Genomic DNA, 16,268 nt, shown 5'->3' with positions numbered 1-16,268 from the left:
CGAACTTGGAGAGTGAAATGAAGCGCTTCAATCTCTCAGGCTGGGCGGTGAGCCATCCGACCCTGATCCTGTTCCTGATGATCGCGCTCGGCGTTGCCGGCTTCTTCTCCTATCAGCGGCTCGGCCGCGCCGAGGACCCGTTCTTCACCGTGAAGGTGGTGAATGTTTCCGCGATCTGGCCGGGCGCGACCGCGCAGGAAATGCAGACCCAGGTCGCCGACCCCATCGAGAAGAAGCTGCAGGAATTGCCATTCTTCGAGAAGGTGCAGACCTATTCCAAGCCGTCGTTCACGGCGATGCAGGTCACCTTCAAGGATTCGACGCCGCCGAAGGACGTGCCCTACCTGTTCTATCTGTTGCGCAAGAAGCTCGTCGACGTGCAGGGCCAGTTGCCCGCAGGCCTGCTCGGCCCGAACGTCAACGACGAATTCTCCGACGTCGATTCCATTCTCTACATGATGACCGGTGACGGCGCCGACTACGCGCAGTTGAAGAAGGCCGCCGAGGGCATGCGCCAGCGGCTGCTGAAGGTCACCGGCGTCACCAAGGTCAACCTCTACGGCACCCAGGACGAACGCATCTTCGTCGAATTCTCCCACGCCAAGCTGGCGACGCTCGGCATCACGCCGCAGGCGCTGTTCGATTCGCTCGCCAAGCAGAACAACGTTACGCCCGCAGGCACGGTGGAAACCTCATCGCAGCGCGTGCCGCTGCGTGTCACCGGCGCACTCGATGGCGCCAAGGCAGTCGCGGAAACCCCGGTCGAAAGCAACGGCCGCGTGTTCCGGCTCGGCGATATCGCGACCGTCACCCACGGCTTCGTCGATCCCCCGACCTTCGTCGCCCGCCAGGAAGGCAAGCCTGCGATCGGCATCGGCGTCGTCACCACCAAGGGCGCCAATATCCTCGAACTCGGAAAGGATGTCGAGAAGGCGACTAACGATTTCATGAAGGCCGTGCCGCAGGGCATCGAGGTCGAACAGATCGCCGACCAGCCAAAGGTGGTCGAGCGCGCGGTCGGCGAGTTCGTGCATTCCTTCATCGAGGCGCTGGCGATCGTGCTGTTCGTCTCCTTCGTGGCGCTCGGCTGGCGCACCGGCATCGTAGTGGCAACGTCGGTGCCGCTGGTGCTGGCGATCGTTTTCATCGTCATGAACGCGATGTCGATCGACCTGCACCGCATTACACTCGGCGCGCTGATCATCGCGCTCGGCCTGCTGGTCGACGACGCCATCATCGCCGTCGAGATGATGGTGGTGAAAATGGAACAGGGCTGGGACCGCGTCCGCGCGGCCGCCTTTGCCTGGGAATCAACTGCGTTTCCGATGCTCACGGGAACGCTGGTCACGGCCGCTGGCTTCCTCCCCATCGGCTTTGCCAATTCGGCGGTCGGCGAATATGCCGGCGGCATCTTCTGGATCGTGGCGATCTCGCTGGTCGCATCCTGGTTCGTGGCAGTGATCTTCACGCCCTATATCGGCGTCAAGCTCCTGCCCAACATCGCGGTCCATCATAACCACGATCCGCACGCGATCTACGAGACGCGGATGTATCGGGGCTTGCGCGCCGTGGTGCAGTGGTGCGTCGATCACCGGATCAAGGTCGTGGCGGCGACCGTCGGCGTGTTCGCGCTCTCGATCGTGGGCTTCGGCAACGTGCAGCAGCAATTCTTCCCGCTGTCGGAGCGGCCCGAGCTGTTCCTGCAACTGCGCCTGCCGGAAGGCACCGCCTTCAACGTCACTGAGAAGTCCGTCAAGAAGGCCGAGGCGCTCTTGAAGGACGACAAGGACATCGCGACCTACACCGCCTATGTCGGTCAGGGTTCGCCGCGCTTCTGGCTCGGCCTCAATCCCCAACTGCCCAACGAGGCCTTTGCCGAGATCGTGATCGTCTCCAAGGACGTCGAGGCCCGCGAGCGGATCAAGGCGCGACTGGAGAAGGCAGTCGCCGAGGGCGACCTGTCCGAAGCGCGCGTTCGCATCGATCGCTTCAATTTCGGCCCACCGGTCGGTTTTCCGGTCCAGTTCCGCGTGATCGGCCCCGACCCCAATACCGTGCGCGACATCGCCTACAAGGTCCGCGATGTCATGAAGCAAAATCCCAGCGTCACCGAGCCGCAACTCGACTGGAACGAGCAGTCGCCTTACCTGAAGCTCGTGGTCGATCAGGACCGGGCGAGGGCGCTCGGCCTCACCCCGCAGGACGTCTCGCAGGCGCTTGCGATGCTGATCTCGGGCGCGCCGGTCACCACCATTCGCGACGGCATCGAGAAGGTCGGCGTGGTCGCGCGCGCGGTACCGTCGGAGCGGCTGGACCTCGGCCGCGTCGGCGATCTGACCGTGACGTCGCGCAATGGCGTCGCCGTACCGCTGCAGCAGATCGCCAGGATCGAATATTCCCATGAGGAACCGATCATGTGGCGGCGCAACCGCGATATGGCGATTACGGTGCGGACCGACGTCGTCGACGGCGTGCAGGCGCCCGACATCACCAACCAGATCTGGCCGAAGCTGAAGGAAATCCGCGACCATCTCGAGCCGGCCTACCGGATCGAGCCCGGCGGCGCGTTCGAGGAATCCGAAAAGGGCAATGCCTCGATCGCCCTGCTGTTTCCGCTGATGGCGCTGGTGATGCTCACCCTGCTGATGATCCAGTTGCAGAGCTTCTCACGCCTGATCCTGGTGTTCCTGACCGCGCCGCTCGGCATCGTCGGCGCCTCGCTCGGCCTCAATATTGCCAACCAGCCGTTCGGCTTTGTGGCGCTGCTCGGACTGATCGCGCTGGCCGGCATGATCATGCGCAACGCGGTGATTCTGGTCGATCAGATCGAAGCCGACGTTTCCCAGGGCCTGACGCGGAAGGAAGCCATCGTCGAAGCCACCGTCCGGCGGGCTCGCCCGGTGATCCTGACGGCGCTGGCGGCGATCCTGGCCATGATCCCGCTGTCGCGCTCCGCCTTCTGGGGGCCGATGGCGATCACTATCATGGGCGGCTTGTTTGTAGCAACCTTCCTGACCCTGCTGTACCTGCCGGGCCTTTACGCCCTGTGGTTCAGGAAGAGCCTGGAAGAAAGCGGTCAGGCCGAGCAGCCCGATCTTGCGGCGCAACATCAGGCCAAGGAGCACCCCAAGGGTCCGCACGCAATTCCGCTTGCCGACGCCGCAGAATAATTGAACATTGAGAGCTGACATGACGCTGATTTCGGAACACATCGAGACTGACACCCGCGAGAAGATCCTCGTGGTGGCGGAGCGTCTGTTCAGGCAGATGGGCTACCAGAAGACGACGGTCGCCGACATCGCCAAGGAATTGCGGATGAGCCCCGCCAACGTCTATCGCTTCTTCGATTCGAAGAAGGCGATTCACGAGGGCGTGGCGCGGACCTTGATGGGCGAGGTCGAGGTCGAGACGCAACGGATCGCGTCGATGCCTGGACCCGCGGCGGTCCGTCTGCGCGACATGATGAAGACCATCAATCGCATGAACACCGAGCGCTATGTCGGCGATTCCAAGCTGCATGAGATGGTCGAGATAGCGATGCAGGAGGACTGGGGCGTTTGCGTCGCTCATATGGAGATGATTGCCCGGACCATCGGCCAGGTGATCGGGCAGGGCGCCGCCTCCGGCGAGTTCGAGGTTGCCGATTTGCAACTGGCCTCGCTCTGCGCCTGCACCGCGATGATGCGGTTCTTCCACCCGCAGATGATCGCGCAATGCGCCACCAAGCCCGGCCCGACGATCGACGAAATGATCGATTTCGTCATTGCGGGGCTGTCGCCACGTGCCAAGGCGAATTGAAACGTTCCCTTCTTGACACCGCCGTCATTGCGAGCGAAGCGACTTGTCCGCCGTAGCTTTAGCGAAGGCGGAAGCAATCCATCGCGCCGCGTGCCGTGACATGGGGTGCTTCGTCGCAATCGCTCCTCGTAATGACGAAGAAGGACGAGCCGGAATGGACGCCAAGAGCCCAAAAGACCTGCATTTCTACGAGCCGAAGAACGGCCACGGCCTCAAGCACGATCCCTTCAACGCCATCATTGCGCCGCGTCCGATCGGGTGGATTTCCTCGCGCGATGGCAAGGGCAACGTCAATCTGGCGCCCTACAGCTTCTTCAACGCCTTCTGCTACGTGCCGCCGATCATCGGCTTTTCCTCCACCAACTGGAAAGACAGCGCGGGCAATATCCAGGAGACCGGGGAGTTCGTCTGGAATCTCGCCACGATGGATCTGGCGAAGCAGATGAACGCGACGGCGGCCCACGTTGCCCCTGAAGTCGATGAGTTCGCGCTCGCAGGCCTTACGGCCGCGTCCTGCAAGCTCGTCAACGTGCCCCGGGTGGCGGAAAGCCCCGTTGCCTTCGAATGCAAACTGACGCAGATCATCCAGTTGCAGGGCAAGGACGGCGAAAAGGCGCTGGCCTGGCTGACGCTGGGCGAAGTCGTCGCCGTCCATATCGACAAGGCCTTCCTCAAGGATGGCGTCTACCAGACCGGCCTCGCCCATCCCATCGTCCGCGCCGGCCGCCGCGGCGACTATTTCGAGATTAAGCCGGAAAACATGTTCGAGATGATCCGGCCGGATTAAGCGAATGTAGTCCGGATGCAGCCAACGGGTCGCGCGCATGCGCGCCCCACGGCAACACGGAACTCCGACGCGCCGAAATGCTTATCGTCTGTATTTCGGAGATTGCCGATGATCCGCTTGTTTGCCGGGCTGACCGTGCTCGCCTGCCTTGTCCACCCGGCCTTCGCAGGCCTCGATGCGGCGGCAGTCAACAACGCGGCGTTCAGGGGCAAGCCGCCGGCCAACGACAAGATCGATCCCATTGTCGTCAAGGCCCAGGTGCTGCTCGACCGCGCTAATTTCTCGCCGGGCGAGATCGACGGCAAGCTCGGCGAGAACGCCCAGAAAGCGTTGCGGGCGTTCGCCGAAGCCAAAGGCCTCATCGTCAACAAGCAGCCGCTGACCCCGGAGGTCTGGAGCGCTTTGATCGCGACCAGCGCGGATGCGATCGTCGTCGACTACAAGATCGCAGCGGCAGACGTGAAGGGGCCGTTCTTAAAGAAGCTGCCCGCCAGGATGGAAGACATGAAACGGCTGAAGGCGCTCGATTACACCAGTCCGCGCGAGGCCATCGCCGAGAAATTTCACATGAGCGAGGCGCTGCTCGCGGCCCTCAACCCCGGCAAGAAATTCGACCAGGCCGACCAGACGATCTCGGTAATCAATGTGATGGCGAAAGAGACGAAACCAATTGCAACCCGTGTCGAGGTCGACAAGAGCTCGCAGACCGTCAAGGCGTTCGCGAATTCCGATCTGATCGCCTTCTTTCCCGCAACCGTCGGAAGCGAGGAAAAGCCGACCCCGAGCGGCGTGCTTAAGGTGACTTCGATCGATGCCCGCCCGTACTACCGCTACAACCCGGATTATAAGTTCAAGGAAGTCAGATCCAGGCGCGCCTTCACGATCAAGCCCGGGCCGAACAACCCCGTCGGAACGCAGTGGATCGGACTTTCCGCGGAAGGCTACGGCATTCACGGCACGGCCAATCCGTCGAAGGTAAGCAAGGCGGAATCTCACGGCTGCGTGCGTCTCACCAACTGGGACGCCGACAAATTGGCAAAGCTCCTGAAGAAGGGCGTGGAGGTTGCTTTCATCGAGCGCGAGGCGGCCAACAGGAAGTGACGTCTGGTGGGAGGAGGGCTGGCACGCAATTTGTCATGGTCGCCACCAACATCATTTGCAATGACGCATGTGAGCGGTGAATATGCGCCATGTCATTTGCCTCGCTCCAGAACAATGTCCGACAGCTCTACGAGGGTGCCACGCCGGAAGGCGTCCGTTTTCGCTACGCGCTACTAATGTTCGATATCGTAACCGTCCTGTTCATCATCGCGACGTCGTTCTTCCCCTCCAACGATATCACTGAAGTACTCGATGTCCTGTTCGGCATCGTGATCCTGGCGGATTTTTCCGCGCGGCTGCTCGTCAGCCGGCATCGAATGCTGGAGTTCACACGCTTCTCGACATGGACGGATGTCGTCGCGATCATTTCGTTCCTGGCGCCGCTGGCCGGAGAGGCCGGTGGTTTTCTGCGGATCCTGCGAACGCTGCGGCTGCTGCGCGACTATCAGATGCTGGTGCGGCTACGCCAGGACAGTTCATTCTTCCGGCGCAACGAGGAAGTGATCTTCGCGGTGACCAATCTTGCGGTCTTCATCTTCGTGATGACTGCGATCGTTTATGAGACCCAAAAATTCCGTAACGCTCAGATATCGAATTATGCTGACGCGCTCTATTTCACCGTCACCGCGCTGACGACGACCGGCTTTGGCGACATCACCCTGCACGGGACTGTCGGCCGCATGATCTCGGTCGTCATCATGATTTTCGGAGTCACCCTGTTTTTCAATCTTGCCCGCGCGCTGCTCTCGCCCAACAAGGTGCGATTTGCTTGCCCCGTCTGCGGATTGCAGCGCCATGACAGCGATGCAGTTCACTGCAAGGCCTGCGGTACGGTGTTGAATATTCCCGACGAAGGATTGACGTAGCGCAACGCCACCGGATCATTCGTCCGTGGCAAACGCGTCGTAAACCAGCTTCTTGAACGCGGGTGTGATGCGTCCACGTTCGTTCTGGGTCTGCTCCAGCAGGATGTAGATCATGTCCAGCTTCGGGTCGACACCGAAATAGGTGCCGCTGCCGCTATCCCATTTGAGTTCGCCGATCGACCCTGGCGGCGGCGGCTTGGCATTTCCTGGATCGGTGCGCACGGCAAAACCATAGCCGTAGCCAAAGCCATCTCCGGGAAAGTAGTAATAATCCCGCGCGACGCCGGAGCCGGGCCCGATATGGTCTGACGTCATCGACTTGAATGCGGCCGGGCTAAGGTACCGTTTGCCATCGAGTTGCCCGCCGTTGAGGATCATCTGGGCAAAACGGGCATAGTCGTTCAGTGTCGAGACCAACCCGCCGCCGCCGGATTCCCATTCCGGATGGGCGCGGCGTTCAGTCTCCGCAAGTTTCAGGATGGTATCGCCTGGCAGCGGCTCCGCCATCCGCGCGCGTTCGTCGGCACTCTCCAGCACGAATTTCGTGCTGGTCATACCTAGCGGATCGAAGATGTGCTGCTTTTCAAACTGATAGAGTGTCTGCCCGGATACGATCTCGATGATGCGTCCGAGGACGTCGGTTGAATGTCCGTAACGCCAAAGCGTGCCGGGTTGTCGTGCCAGGGGCAATCTGGCGATGCGATCGGCAAACACCTTGTTGGTGTAACGCCCATCGAAAAGGCCTGATTCCGAATAGGCCTTCATGATCAGCTTGCCGCCGATATAATCGTACGTGATGCCCGACGTATGGCGTAGCAGATCCATAACGGTCACCGGCCGATCTGCCGGGACAAGCGTTAGAACGTTCTTGCCGTCAAGAGTTTCAGAACCGACAACTACCTTCGCGTCAGCAAACCCTGGAATGAATTTGGACGCGGGATCGGCGGGCGAGAGCTTGCCTGCGTCGATCAACATCATCGCCGCGACACTGGTGATTGGCTTCGTCATCGAATGAAGCGCAAAGATCGTATCTGATGTCATCGGAGCCTTGGTCTCGACATCCTGAAAGCCGAAACATTTCAGATAGACCGGCCTGCCGTGTTGCTGAATCAATACGACGGCGCCCGGCAACCGCCCCGTTGCAACTTCGTCGTTGAAGAATTCAGTGATACGTTCGAGCTTGCTCGGCGACGGCGCGGGGACTTTGGCCGCTTGATTGGCTGCGGCCATGTCCGTCCAGATTGCCAATGACAAGGCCGCAGCAAAAAGTCGTTTGCCGCGAGATCCAGCGGTGCAATGCAATATCTGCCGGGTCGGCGTGTTCATTTTGATTGCCCGCGGACCGACTGATTTGCCGGAGAATTCGACCAACTGTCGAATGACTAGCATGTCGCGCACCTTGTCGCCACGTGGGCGATTGCCCCAAGCGCGATGATGGCGGAGCCTCCTGACAGACATGCATTGGACGAGTTGATGCCATTTTCGGCTGCAAGCCTGAACCGGGGCTGAAATCAAAAGCAGCTCTCGCAACCGGGCACGGACCGGACTAACCTCAAGTTGCCAGGCCGGATCAACGGCCGGCGAACAGATTGGGAGGATGCGATGACACGCCAGGAGCGGCGCGATTCACAACGGCATGATCCAGAAGTCGCGATTTCACGACGAACGCTTGTCCAGGGTTTGGCGGTATGCGCCGGTGCTACTGTCACGGGAGCCGGCAGCGCATTGGCCCAGGCTGGTCCTGTGGCGCCCCCGTCAACGGTCACCAGCCCGCCGCGCGATTTCAGTCCGCGCGGTGCCCCCACCACCTATTTCTGGGACCCCGACATCATCGCCGTCGATCCATCCTTCAACAATCTCGCCCAGCCCAATACGGCGATCAAGCGCCTCTACACCGGCCTGTTGTGGGCCGAAGGCCCCGCCTGGAGCGCGCAGGGGCGCTATCTCCTGTGGAGCGACATTCCCAACAACAGGCAGATGCGATGGTCGGAGGATGACGGTCATGTCAGCATCTTCCGTACGCCGTCCAACAACAGTAACGGCAACTCGTTTGATTTCCAGGGACGACAGCTTTCCTGCGAGCATCTCACCCGGCGCGTCGTGCGCTATGAGCATGACGGCACTGCAACCGTGCTGGCGGACTCCTATAACGGCAAGAAGCTGAACTCGCCGAACGATGTCGTCGCGCATCCGGACGGCAGCTACTGGTTCACCGATCCGCCCTATGGTGGCATGCTCTATGAGGGTGAGCCTGACGTCGCGGGTGGGCCGAGCAATTCTGCCGGCAAGCTCAATCCACGGATCGGCCAGCCGGCAGGCTTCGTGCCGGGCAAGCGCGAACTGCCGACCAACTGCTATCGCATCGATCCGTCTGGCCGTGTCGACCTCGTCGTGACCGAGGAACAGGTGCCTGATCCCAACGGCCTCTGCTTCTCGCCCGACTACAAAAAGCTGTATGTCGCCTCTACCGGCAAGGGGCCGGGCGACACCGGTCCGGGCGGCAAGGGCGACATGTTCGTGTTCGACGTCGGCACCGACAACAAGCTGACCAACCACAAGCGGTTCAGCGATTTCATGGTCGACGGCGTGAAGTGCGGACCGGACGGCGTGCGCTGCGACGTCAACGGCAATGTCTGGTGCTCGAGCAATGCCGGCCGAGCCGTCGGCTACAGCGGCGTGACCGTATGGTCCCCGGAGGGCAAGCTGATCGGCCGCATCCGTTTGCCGGAAGTGTGCGGCAACATCTGCTTCGGCGGCCCCAAGCGCAACCGCTTGTTCATGGCCGCGAGCCAGTCGCTCTACGCCGTGTACACGGCAACGCAGGGTGCCGGACCGGGCTAGCTTGGTTTTTGCCTCGCCGCTGGTCATTCCGGGATGCGCCCGTTTGGGCGCAGGCCCGGAATCCATAAGGCCGCAGCTACTGCTGCAGAATGGATTCCCGGGCTCTCGCTTCGCGAGCCCCGGAATGACGAGAGGGCGATTCGCTAAAATTCGTCATAAATTGGCAACCGCCAACCAACCGCTCCGGCAAAAGTTGGGCACGCTTAAACTGAGCGTTTATTGCGAACGGTCCACCCTTCTTCGCAGGAAGGGAGGCTCATCCACCAATGCCCATATTCAAGTATTTTACCGTCGTAGGATCGACACTGCTCGTATTCCTGTTTGTTTCGAACGCTTACCTCACCGACGACGAAAGCAATTTGCGCTTCGATGGATCGCTGTACGGGAGCGCGCTTTACGCGCCTCGCGTGGCAGAAACCCGAGCGACCGCCGAGCTTCGCTTTACCCGCGACGTCACGCCTGCCGTTCGCGTCAGGGAAGTATTTGCCGTGTTCGTCCCCAATGAGCGACGCCGCAACAAGCGTGATTCATAACACCGGTGTGCCCACGGTTGAGACCGGCACTCCCGAGCGGCATTGGTCCGGCAACGTTGCCGGTCTCTAAACGCCGGACAGTGCTGGCATTTTGGGAACGGGCCCGGGCCTCCGCCGTTATCTCCAAGTTCAGTTTCGCTTCATTTCCCGATGCGAAGCGTCCCCGAAACCCGTGCTTTTCAGCTAGGATGAACCCATGTTTGGTATAGATGAGGCGAGACGTCGCGCCCCAATCATGAGGAGGTCGCCATGAGCTTCCGCCGCGATTTCATCAGCAAACCGATCTTCGCTTTCGCGCGCGGCGCTATGCCCGCGATGTCCGATACCGAGCGCGAGGCGCTGGAGGCAGGCGACGTCTGGTGGGACGCCGATCTCTTCACTGGCAATCCGGATTGGTCGAAGTTGCTGGCTGTCGCGCCCGCGACGCTGACCGAAGAAGAAAACGCCTTTCTCAACGGTCCCGTCGACGAGCTTTGCGCCATGCTCGACGAGTGGAAGATCAATTGGGAATGGCGCGATCTGCCGCCGGAGGTATGGTCCTTCATCAAGCGCCACAGGTTCTTCGGCATGATCATTCCGAAGGAGTTTGGCGGGCTCGGCTTCTCGCCTTACGCGCATTCGGAAGTGGTGCGAAAGCTTTCGTCGCGCTCGCTGACCGCCGCCGTCACCGTGATGGTGCCGAATTCGCTCGGCCCCGGTGAGTTGTTGATGCGCTTCGGGACCAAGGAGCAGCAGGATAGATGGCTGCCACGGCTCGCCGAAGGCACCGACATTCCCTGCTTCGGCCTGACCAGCCCTGAAGCCGGCTCGGACGCGGCCTCGATGGTCGACACCGGGATCATCTGCAAGGGCAATTTCGAAGGCAAGGAAGTCATCGGCTTGCGGCTGAACTGGCACAAGCGCTACATCACGCTGGGGCCCGTCGCGACGCTGCTCGGCCTCGCGTTCAAGGCCTATGATCCCGATCATCTCGTGGGCCAGCAGGAAGAGCTCGGCATTACCGTAGCCCTGATCCCGACCCATCTGCCCGGCGTTGAGATCGGCCGCCGCCATCTGCCGGCGATGCAGATGTTCCAGAACGGTCCGAACTGGGGTCGCGATGTCTTCATCCCGATGGATTACATCATCGGCGGGCAAGAGCGGCTCGGGCAGGGCTGGAAGATGCTGATGACGGCGCTCGCTGCCGGCCGCGGCATCTCGCTGCCGTCGCTGTCCGCCGCGGGGGCGGCGTATGCGGCACGCACCACCGGCGCCTATGCCCGCATCCGCGAGCAGTTCGGCATCTCCATCGGCAAGTTCGAAGGCATCGAGGAGCCGCTCGCGCGCATCGCCGGCACCGCCTATCTGCTCGATGCCGCGCGGCGGCTGACCTGCGCGGCGCTCAACCAGGGGCATCATCCCGCCGTCATCTCCGGCATCATGAAGCTGCACGCCACCGAGCGGATGCGGATCGTGATCGACGACGCCATGGACATCCATGGCGGCAAGGCCGTGATCGACGGACCGCAGAACTACATGGGCAGCCTTTATCGCGCGGTGCCGGTCGGCATCACCGTTGAAGGCGCCAATATCCTCACGCGAAATCTCATCGTGTTCGGGCAAGGCGCGATCCGCGCACATCCATTCCTGCTCGACGAAATGAATGCGCTGGGTGAAGCCGATCGGCCTAAGGGCTTGGAAGCCTTCGACAAGGCGTTCTGGAGTCATGTCGGCCACAGCTTCAAGACCATGTTCCGTGCCTGGGGCAGGTGCTGGACCTTCGGCGTGTTTGCGCCGGCGCCCGATGCCGGCGAGGCGACGCGGTTCTACCGCCAGCTCTCGCGCTACTCGTCGGCATTCGCGCTGTGCGCCGACATGGCGCTGTTGACGCTTGGCGGCGCGCTCAAGCGCAAGGAAATGCTCTCGGCCCGGTTCGGCGACATTCTGTCCGAACTGTATCTGCTGTCCGCCGCGCTGAAGCGCTGGCAGGACGAGGGACGGCAGAAGGAAGATTTCGCTGCGCTCGAATGGTGCATGGCGAGCGGCTTCAGGACCATCGAGAGCCGTTTTGCGGAAATCCTGGCCAATCTGCCGAACCGGTTCGTGGCGGTGATCCTGAAATTCCTGATCCAGCCGTTCGGTGCGCGCGTGCTCGGCCCGTCCGACCGCATCGTGCATCAATGCGCGCAGCTCGTGCTGGAGCCATCGGCGGCGCGCGACCGGCTCACTTCCGATCTGTCAGCCGTCGATGATGATGGCGGCATCGCCCGGCTGGAGAAGGCGTTCCGGCTGGTAACGGCTGCGGACGACGTCGCAAAGCAGATGCGCGCCGCGCGGCTGCATGACTGGAAAGAGGCGGTGAAGAAGGGTGTCATCACTCAGGCCCAGGGCGAGAAGCTGCAGGCTGCACATGAAGCCGTTGCCAAGGTGATCGAGGTCGACGATTTCGCGCCCGAGGCGTTGTCGCCGATTTACAGCAAGGGGGCCGACGTGCATCAGTTCTTCCAGGAACTGGGTGAACAGAGGGCGGCAAGCTGATGGCGCGACCGGTCTTTATCGTCGACGGCAGCCGGACGCCGTTCCTGAAAGCGCGCTCCGGCCCAGGACCCTTCACGCCGGTTGATCTCGCCGTGCAATGCGGCCGGCCGCTGTTGGCGCGGCAACCCTTTGCGCCATCGGCGTTCGATCAGGTCATTCTCGGCTGCGTCAACGTCATCGCCGATGAAATGAATCCGGCCCGCGTCGCCGCGCTCCGGCTCGGCATGGGCGAGAAGATGGTCGCCTTCACCGTGCAGATCAATTGCGGCTCCGGCATGCAGTCGATCGACACGGGCTATCGTTACATCCGCGAGGGCGTCTCCGACCTGATCCTGGCAGGCGGCGCCGAAGCGCTGAGCCATGCCCCGCTGGTCTGGCCGCAACAGGGCGTGCGCTGGTTTGCAGGGCTTGCAGGGGCAAAAGGCATCGGCGCGAAAGTCATGGCTGCGCTGAAAGTGAAGCCCGGCTACTTCAAACCGATTATTGGGCTTGAGCGCGGCCTGACCGATCCCATCACCGAACTCAATATGGGTCAGACCGCCGAGGTGGTCGGCCATCTCTTCGGCATCACCCGCGCGCAATCGGATGCCTATGCTGCCGAAAGCCACAAGCGGCTCGCAAACGCGCAGTCGCAAGGGTGGCTCAAGGGCGAGGTCGAAACCGCATTCGCGCGCGACGGAACGTTCTACGATCATGACGACGGCGTGCGGCCGGACTCGACACCGGAGAGCTTGGCAAAGCTGAAGCCTGTGTTCGAGCGACCGTGGGGCAAGGTCACCGCCGGCAATTCCTCGCAGATCACCGATGGCGCGTCCTGGGTGATCCTGGCTTCCGAGGAGGCCGTTGCCAAGCACGGCCTGACGCCGAAGGCGGTCATCCTCGACAGCCAGTGGTCGGCGCTCGATCCCGGCATCATGGGCCTGGGTCCTGTGCTGTCGGCGACCGAATTGTTGAAGCGCAATGAGCTGACGCTCGCCGATATCGAGACCTGGGAACTGAACGAAGCCTTTGCGACGCAGGTGCTGGGCTGCCTCGCCGCGTGGAATGACGAAAAGTTCTGCAAGGAGATCCTCGGCCTCGACGGCGTTGCCGGCGAGCTCGATCAGGCAAAATTGAACGTCGATGGCGGCGCGATCAGCCTCGGCCATCCCGTAGGCTGCAGCGGCAACCGCATCGTGCTGCATTTGGTCAACACCATGAAGCGATTGGGTACCAGGCGCGGCATCGTCACCGAATGTATCGGCGGCGGGCAGGGCGGCGCGATGTTGATAGAGACGGTGTGAGCATGGATAGCCAGATCATGAACGTTCTCGGCGATCGCGTGCTCGAACTCGGGCCGAAGCCTGACGCTGAGGGCCCGTACAAGAATTTCAGGCTGACCCGCGATGGCGACGGCGTCGCCTGGCTCTTGTTCGATCGCGAAGGCACCAGCGCCAACACGCTGTCCGCCGATCTGATCGAGGAGCTCAGCAAAATCTTGTCCGAGCTGGAAACTGCACGGCCCACCGGTCTCGTCATCCGCTCCGCCAAAAAGTCCGGCTTCATCGCCGGTGCCGACGTCAATGCCTTTCGCGGCGCCACCGATGCGGCGGCCGTCGAGGCCGAGATCGGCCGCGCGCATGCCGTGATCGACCGGCTCGAAGCCCTGCGGATTCCGAGCGTGGCCGTGATCCACGGCTTTTGCCTCGGCGGCGGCCTCGAAGTGGCGCTGGCCTGTCAGATGCGGATCGCGATCGAGGACGCGCGGTTCGGCTTCCCCGAGGTGATGCTCGGCCTCCACCCCGGTCTTGGCGGCACCGTGCGTTTCACGCAGCTCGTCAATCCGATGCAGGCGATGCCGCTGATGCTGACCGGCAAGACCATCGATGCCCGCCGCGCAAAATCGCTCGGGCTGGTCGATGCCGTGACGCAGGAGCGGCATGTCTTGAATGCCGTGAAGGATGCCGTGTCCGGCCGCTTGAACCGCGCGAAGCCCGGGTTTCTCAACTCCGTTCTCAGCCTCGGCCCGATCAAGGGCTTTCTCGCCTCGCGCATGCGCCGCGAGGCCGGCAAGGCGGCGCGCGAGGAGCATTATCCCGCGCCTTATGCGTTGATCGATCTCTGGGAAAAGCACGGCGGCGACCGGCGGGCGATGCTGAATGCGGAGAAAGCGTCTTTCGCCAGACTGATGGTGACGCCGACCGCGCAGAACCTGATCCGCGTGTTCTTCCTGCGCGAGCAGATGAAGAAGCTCGCGGGATCCGGCAACAGGATCGAGCACGTTCACGTCATCGGCGCCGGCGCCATGGGTGGCGACATCGCCGCCTGGTGCGCCGGCCAGGATTTGCGGGTGACGCTCGCCGACATGAAGCCGGAGCCGATTGCAGGCGCGATCAAGCGCGCCGCCGATCTCTACGGCAAGATCCTGCGCAAGCGGACTGCCGTGCGCGATGCGCTGGACCGGCTGATGCCGGACATGCAGGCCGATGGCGTCCGCAACGCCGATCTCATCATCGAGGCGGTGCCGGAAAAGCTGGAGTTGAAGCAGAAGGTCTATGCCGGCCTCGAACCGAAGATGAAGCCCGGCGCGATTCTTGCCACCAACACATCGAGCATTCCGCTGCAGGACCTGCGCACCACGCTGCAAAAACCCGAGCGGCTTCTCGGGCTGCACTTCTTCAATCCGGTGTCGCGGCTGCAACTCGTCGAAGTCGTCAGCCATGACGGCACCGACGCGCAACTCTTGAGGGAGGCGCTCGCCTTCGTCGGCGCCATCGACCGGTTGCCGCTGCCCGTAAAATCGTCGCCCGGCTTCCTCGTCAACCGCGCGCTGACGCCCTACATGCTGGAAGCGATGCTGATGCTGGACGAGAAGATCGACAAGACGGTGATCGACGCCGCCGCGAAAAAGTTCGGCATGCCGATGGGTCCGATCGAACTCGCCGACCAGGTCGGCCTCGACATCTGTCTCGACGTCGGCGACATGCTGCGCTCGAAGTTCGGGGACGCGCTTCCGCCGACGCCGGCCTGGTTGCGTGAGAAGGTTGCCAGAGGCGAACTCGGCCGCAAGTCGGGCAAGGGCTTTTACACCTGGAAGGGCGGCAAGGCCGATACCTCATCAGGCCTGCCCGCGACATCGGAACCCTCGGCGGAAATGATCGACAGGCTGATCCTGCCGATGTCGAATGTCTGTGTCGCCTGCTTGTGCGAAGGTATCGTCGACGATGCCGACGCGGTCGACGGCGCCGTCATCTTCGGCACCGGCTACGCGCCGTTCCGCGGCGGTCCCCTGAACTATGCGCGAACCCGAGGGGTTGAGAACGTGGTCTCGACGCTGCGGGCGCTTACGGAAAAATTCGGCGGAAGATTTGCGCCGGATGCCGGTTGGGAGAATTTCAAGTGAATGAACCCCGTCTGCACGCGCCGGTCTCGACCGAGACCGAGACCCGCGGTGATCTCTGCATTCGCACGCTGGCGATGCCGGCCGACACCAACGCCAATGGCGACATCTTCGGCGGCTGGCTCTTGAGCCAGATGGATATCGGCGGCGGCGTGTTTGCTTCCAAGATCGCGAAATCGCGCACGGTGACGGTCGCGATCGAGGCGATGAATTTCCGCAAGGCCGTCTATGTCGGCGACCTCGTTTCAGTCTACGCCAATCTGGTGCGGGTCGGGCGCACCTCGATCACGGTGCATCTCGAAGCCTGGGTCGTGCGCCGCAAGGAGTTGCAACAGATCCTGGTGACCGACGGCAACTTCACCTATGTCTCGATCGATGACAACGGCCGTCCGCAGCCGGTCAGTCCGGACGGCGTGATCAAGACCTAAATCTTACGGGCAGGGACG

Annotated in this window: 12 protein-coding genes; 11 read left to right on the top strand and 1 reads right to left on the bottom strand. The window is 62.2% G+C overall.

Translation table 11 applies throughout. The features are described 5' to 3' along the window. The first annotated feature begins 17 nt into the window (after positions 1 to 17). From LMTR3_RS01725 to LMTR3_RS01705, 5 genes are all read left to right on the top strand, one after another. Entirely contained in the window at positions 18 to 3,170 is a 3,153-nt protein-coding gene (locus LMTR3_RS01725; RefSeq protein ID WP_065743389.1) for an efflux RND transporter permease subunit, read from the top strand. Between the two features lie 19 nt (positions 3,171 to 3,189). After that, a complete protein-coding gene (locus LMTR3_RS01720) occupies positions 3,190 to 3,798 on the top strand; it encodes a TetR/AcrR family transcriptional regulator (RefSeq protein ID WP_065743388.1) in 609 nt (202 codons plus the stop codon). Positions 3,799 to 3,952: 154 nt separating this feature from the next. After that, positions 3,953 to 4,585, top strand: a complete 633-nt coding sequence (locus tag LMTR3_RS01715; protein ID WP_065743387.1) for a flavin reductase family protein — start codon at positions 3,953 to 3,955, stop codon at positions 4,583 to 4,585. A gap of 108 nt (positions 4,586 to 4,693) precedes the next feature. Then, positions 4,694 to 5,686: a L,D-transpeptidase family protein gene (locus tag LMTR3_RS01710; RefSeq protein WP_065743386.1), complete on the top strand. Its 993-nt coding sequence runs from the start codon at positions 4,694 to 4,696 to the stop codon at positions 5,684 to 5,686. 89 nt (positions 5,687 to 5,775) lie between these two features. Beyond that, the gene (locus LMTR3_RS01705; RefSeq protein WP_065743385.1) at positions 5,776 to 6,552 is read left to right on the top strand and encodes an ion channel; all 777 of its coding nucleotides are present in this window, start codon (positions 5,776 to 5,778) and stop codon (positions 6,550 to 6,552) included. Between the two features lie 15 nt (positions 6,553 to 6,567). On the opposite strand, the gene LMTR3_RS01700 is transcribed toward LMTR3_RS01705, so the two are convergent. Beyond that, positions 6,568 to 7,782 carry a serine hydrolase domain-containing protein gene (locus tag LMTR3_RS01700; protein ID WP_065743610.1) on the bottom strand — a complete coding sequence of 405 codons (1,215 nt, stop codon included), beginning with the start codon at positions 7,780 to 7,782 and terminating at the stop codon, positions 6,568 to 6,570. A 372-nt stretch (positions 7,783 to 8,154) separates the two neighbouring features. On the opposite strand from LMTR3_RS01700, the gene LMTR3_RS01695 reads away from it, so the two are divergent. From LMTR3_RS01695 to LMTR3_RS01670, 6 genes are all read left to right on the top strand, one after another. Next, entirely contained in the window at positions 8,155 to 9,393 is a 1,239-nt protein-coding gene (locus LMTR3_RS01695; RefSeq protein ID WP_065743384.1) for an SMP-30/gluconolactonase/LRE family protein, read from the top strand. Between the two features lie 266 nt (positions 9,394 to 9,659). Beyond that, positions 9,660 to 9,926, top strand: a complete 267-nt coding sequence (locus LMTR3_RS01690; protein ID WP_065743383.1) for a hypothetical protein — start codon at positions 9,660 to 9,662, stop codon at positions 9,924 to 9,926. 249 nt (positions 9,927 to 10,175) lie between these two features. Beyond that, complete coding sequence (locus LMTR3_RS01685; protein WP_065743382.1) at positions 10,176 to 12,443, top strand: acyl-CoA dehydrogenase; 2,268 nt, start codon at positions 10,176 to 10,178, stop codon at positions 12,441 to 12,443. Beyond that, positions 12,443 to 13,726 (top strand): acetyl-CoA C-acetyltransferase, encoded by a 1,284-nt coding sequence (locus LMTR3_RS01680; RefSeq protein WP_065743381.1) that lies wholly within the window; start codon positions 12,443 to 12,445, stop codon positions 13,724 to 13,726. Before LMTR3_RS01685 ends, LMTR3_RS01680 begins: the two co-directional genes overlap by 1 nt. A 2-nt stretch (positions 13,727 to 13,728) precedes the next feature. Continuing rightward, positions 13,729 to 15,825 (top strand): 3-hydroxyacyl-CoA dehydrogenase NAD-binding domain-containing protein, encoded by a 2,097-nt coding sequence (locus LMTR3_RS01675; protein ID WP_065743380.1) that lies wholly within the window; start codon positions 13,729 to 13,731, stop codon positions 15,823 to 15,825. Positions 15,826 to 15,899: 74 nt separating this feature from the next. Next, entirely contained in the window at positions 15,900 to 16,250 is a 351-nt protein-coding gene (locus tag LMTR3_RS01670; protein WP_141686447.1) for an acyl-CoA thioesterase, read from the top strand. Positions 16,251 to 16,268: the final 18 nt, after the last annotated feature.

It is taken from the genome of Bradyrhizobium sp. LMTR 3 (genome assembly GCF_001693485.1).
Classification (GTDB): Bacteria; Pseudomonadota; Alphaproteobacteria; order Rhizobiales; family Xanthobacteraceae; genus Bradyrhizobium.
The sequence above is the reverse complement of the archived record's forward strand: the minus strand, read 5'-3'. Positions and strand labels throughout refer to the sequence as shown.

Bases quoted from the DNA above. Each gene is read 5' to 3' on its own strand.
- LMTR3_RS01725 (WP_065743389.1), top strand. From the start codon at position 18: ATGAAGCGCTTCAATCTCTCAGGCTGGGCGGTGAGCCATCCGACCCTG.
- LMTR3_RS01720 (WP_065743388.1), top strand. From the start codon at position 3,190: ATGACGCTGATTTCGGAACACATCGAGACTGACACCCGCGAGAAGATC.
- LMTR3_RS01715 (WP_065743387.1), top strand. From the start codon at position 3,953: ATGGACGCCAAGAGCCCAAAAGACCTGCATTTCTACGAGCCGAAGAAC.
- LMTR3_RS01710 (WP_065743386.1), top strand. From the start codon at position 4,694: ATGATCCGCTTGTTTGCCGGGCTGACCGTGCTCGCCTGCCTTGTCCAC.
- LMTR3_RS01705 (WP_065743385.1), top strand. From the start codon at position 5,776: ATGTCATTTGCCTCGCTCCAGAACAATGTCCGACAGCTCTACGAGGGT.
- LMTR3_RS01700 (WP_065743610.1), bottom strand. From the start codon at position 7,782: ATGGCCGCAGCCAATCAAGCGGCCAAAGTCCCCGCGCCGTCGCCGAGC.
- LMTR3_RS01695 (WP_065743384.1), top strand. From the start codon at position 8,155: ATGACACGCCAGGAGCGGCGCGATTCACAACGGCATGATCCAGAAGTC.
- LMTR3_RS01690 (WP_065743383.1), top strand. From the start codon at position 9,660: ATGCCCATATTCAAGTATTTTACCGTCGTAGGATCGACACTGCTCGTA.
- LMTR3_RS01685 (WP_065743382.1), top strand. From the start codon at position 10,176: ATGAGCTTCCGCCGCGATTTCATCAGCAAACCGATCTTCGCTTTCGCG.
- LMTR3_RS01680 (WP_065743381.1), top strand. From the start codon at position 12,443: ATGGCGCGACCGGTCTTTATCGTCGACGGCAGCCGGACGCCGTTCCTG.
- LMTR3_RS01675 (WP_065743380.1), top strand. From the start codon at position 13,729: ATGGATAGCCAGATCATGAACGTTCTCGGCGATCGCGTGCTCGAACTC.
- LMTR3_RS01670 (WP_141686447.1), top strand. From the start codon at position 15,900: ATGCCGGCCGACACCAACGCCAATGGCGACATCTTCGGCGGCTGGCTC.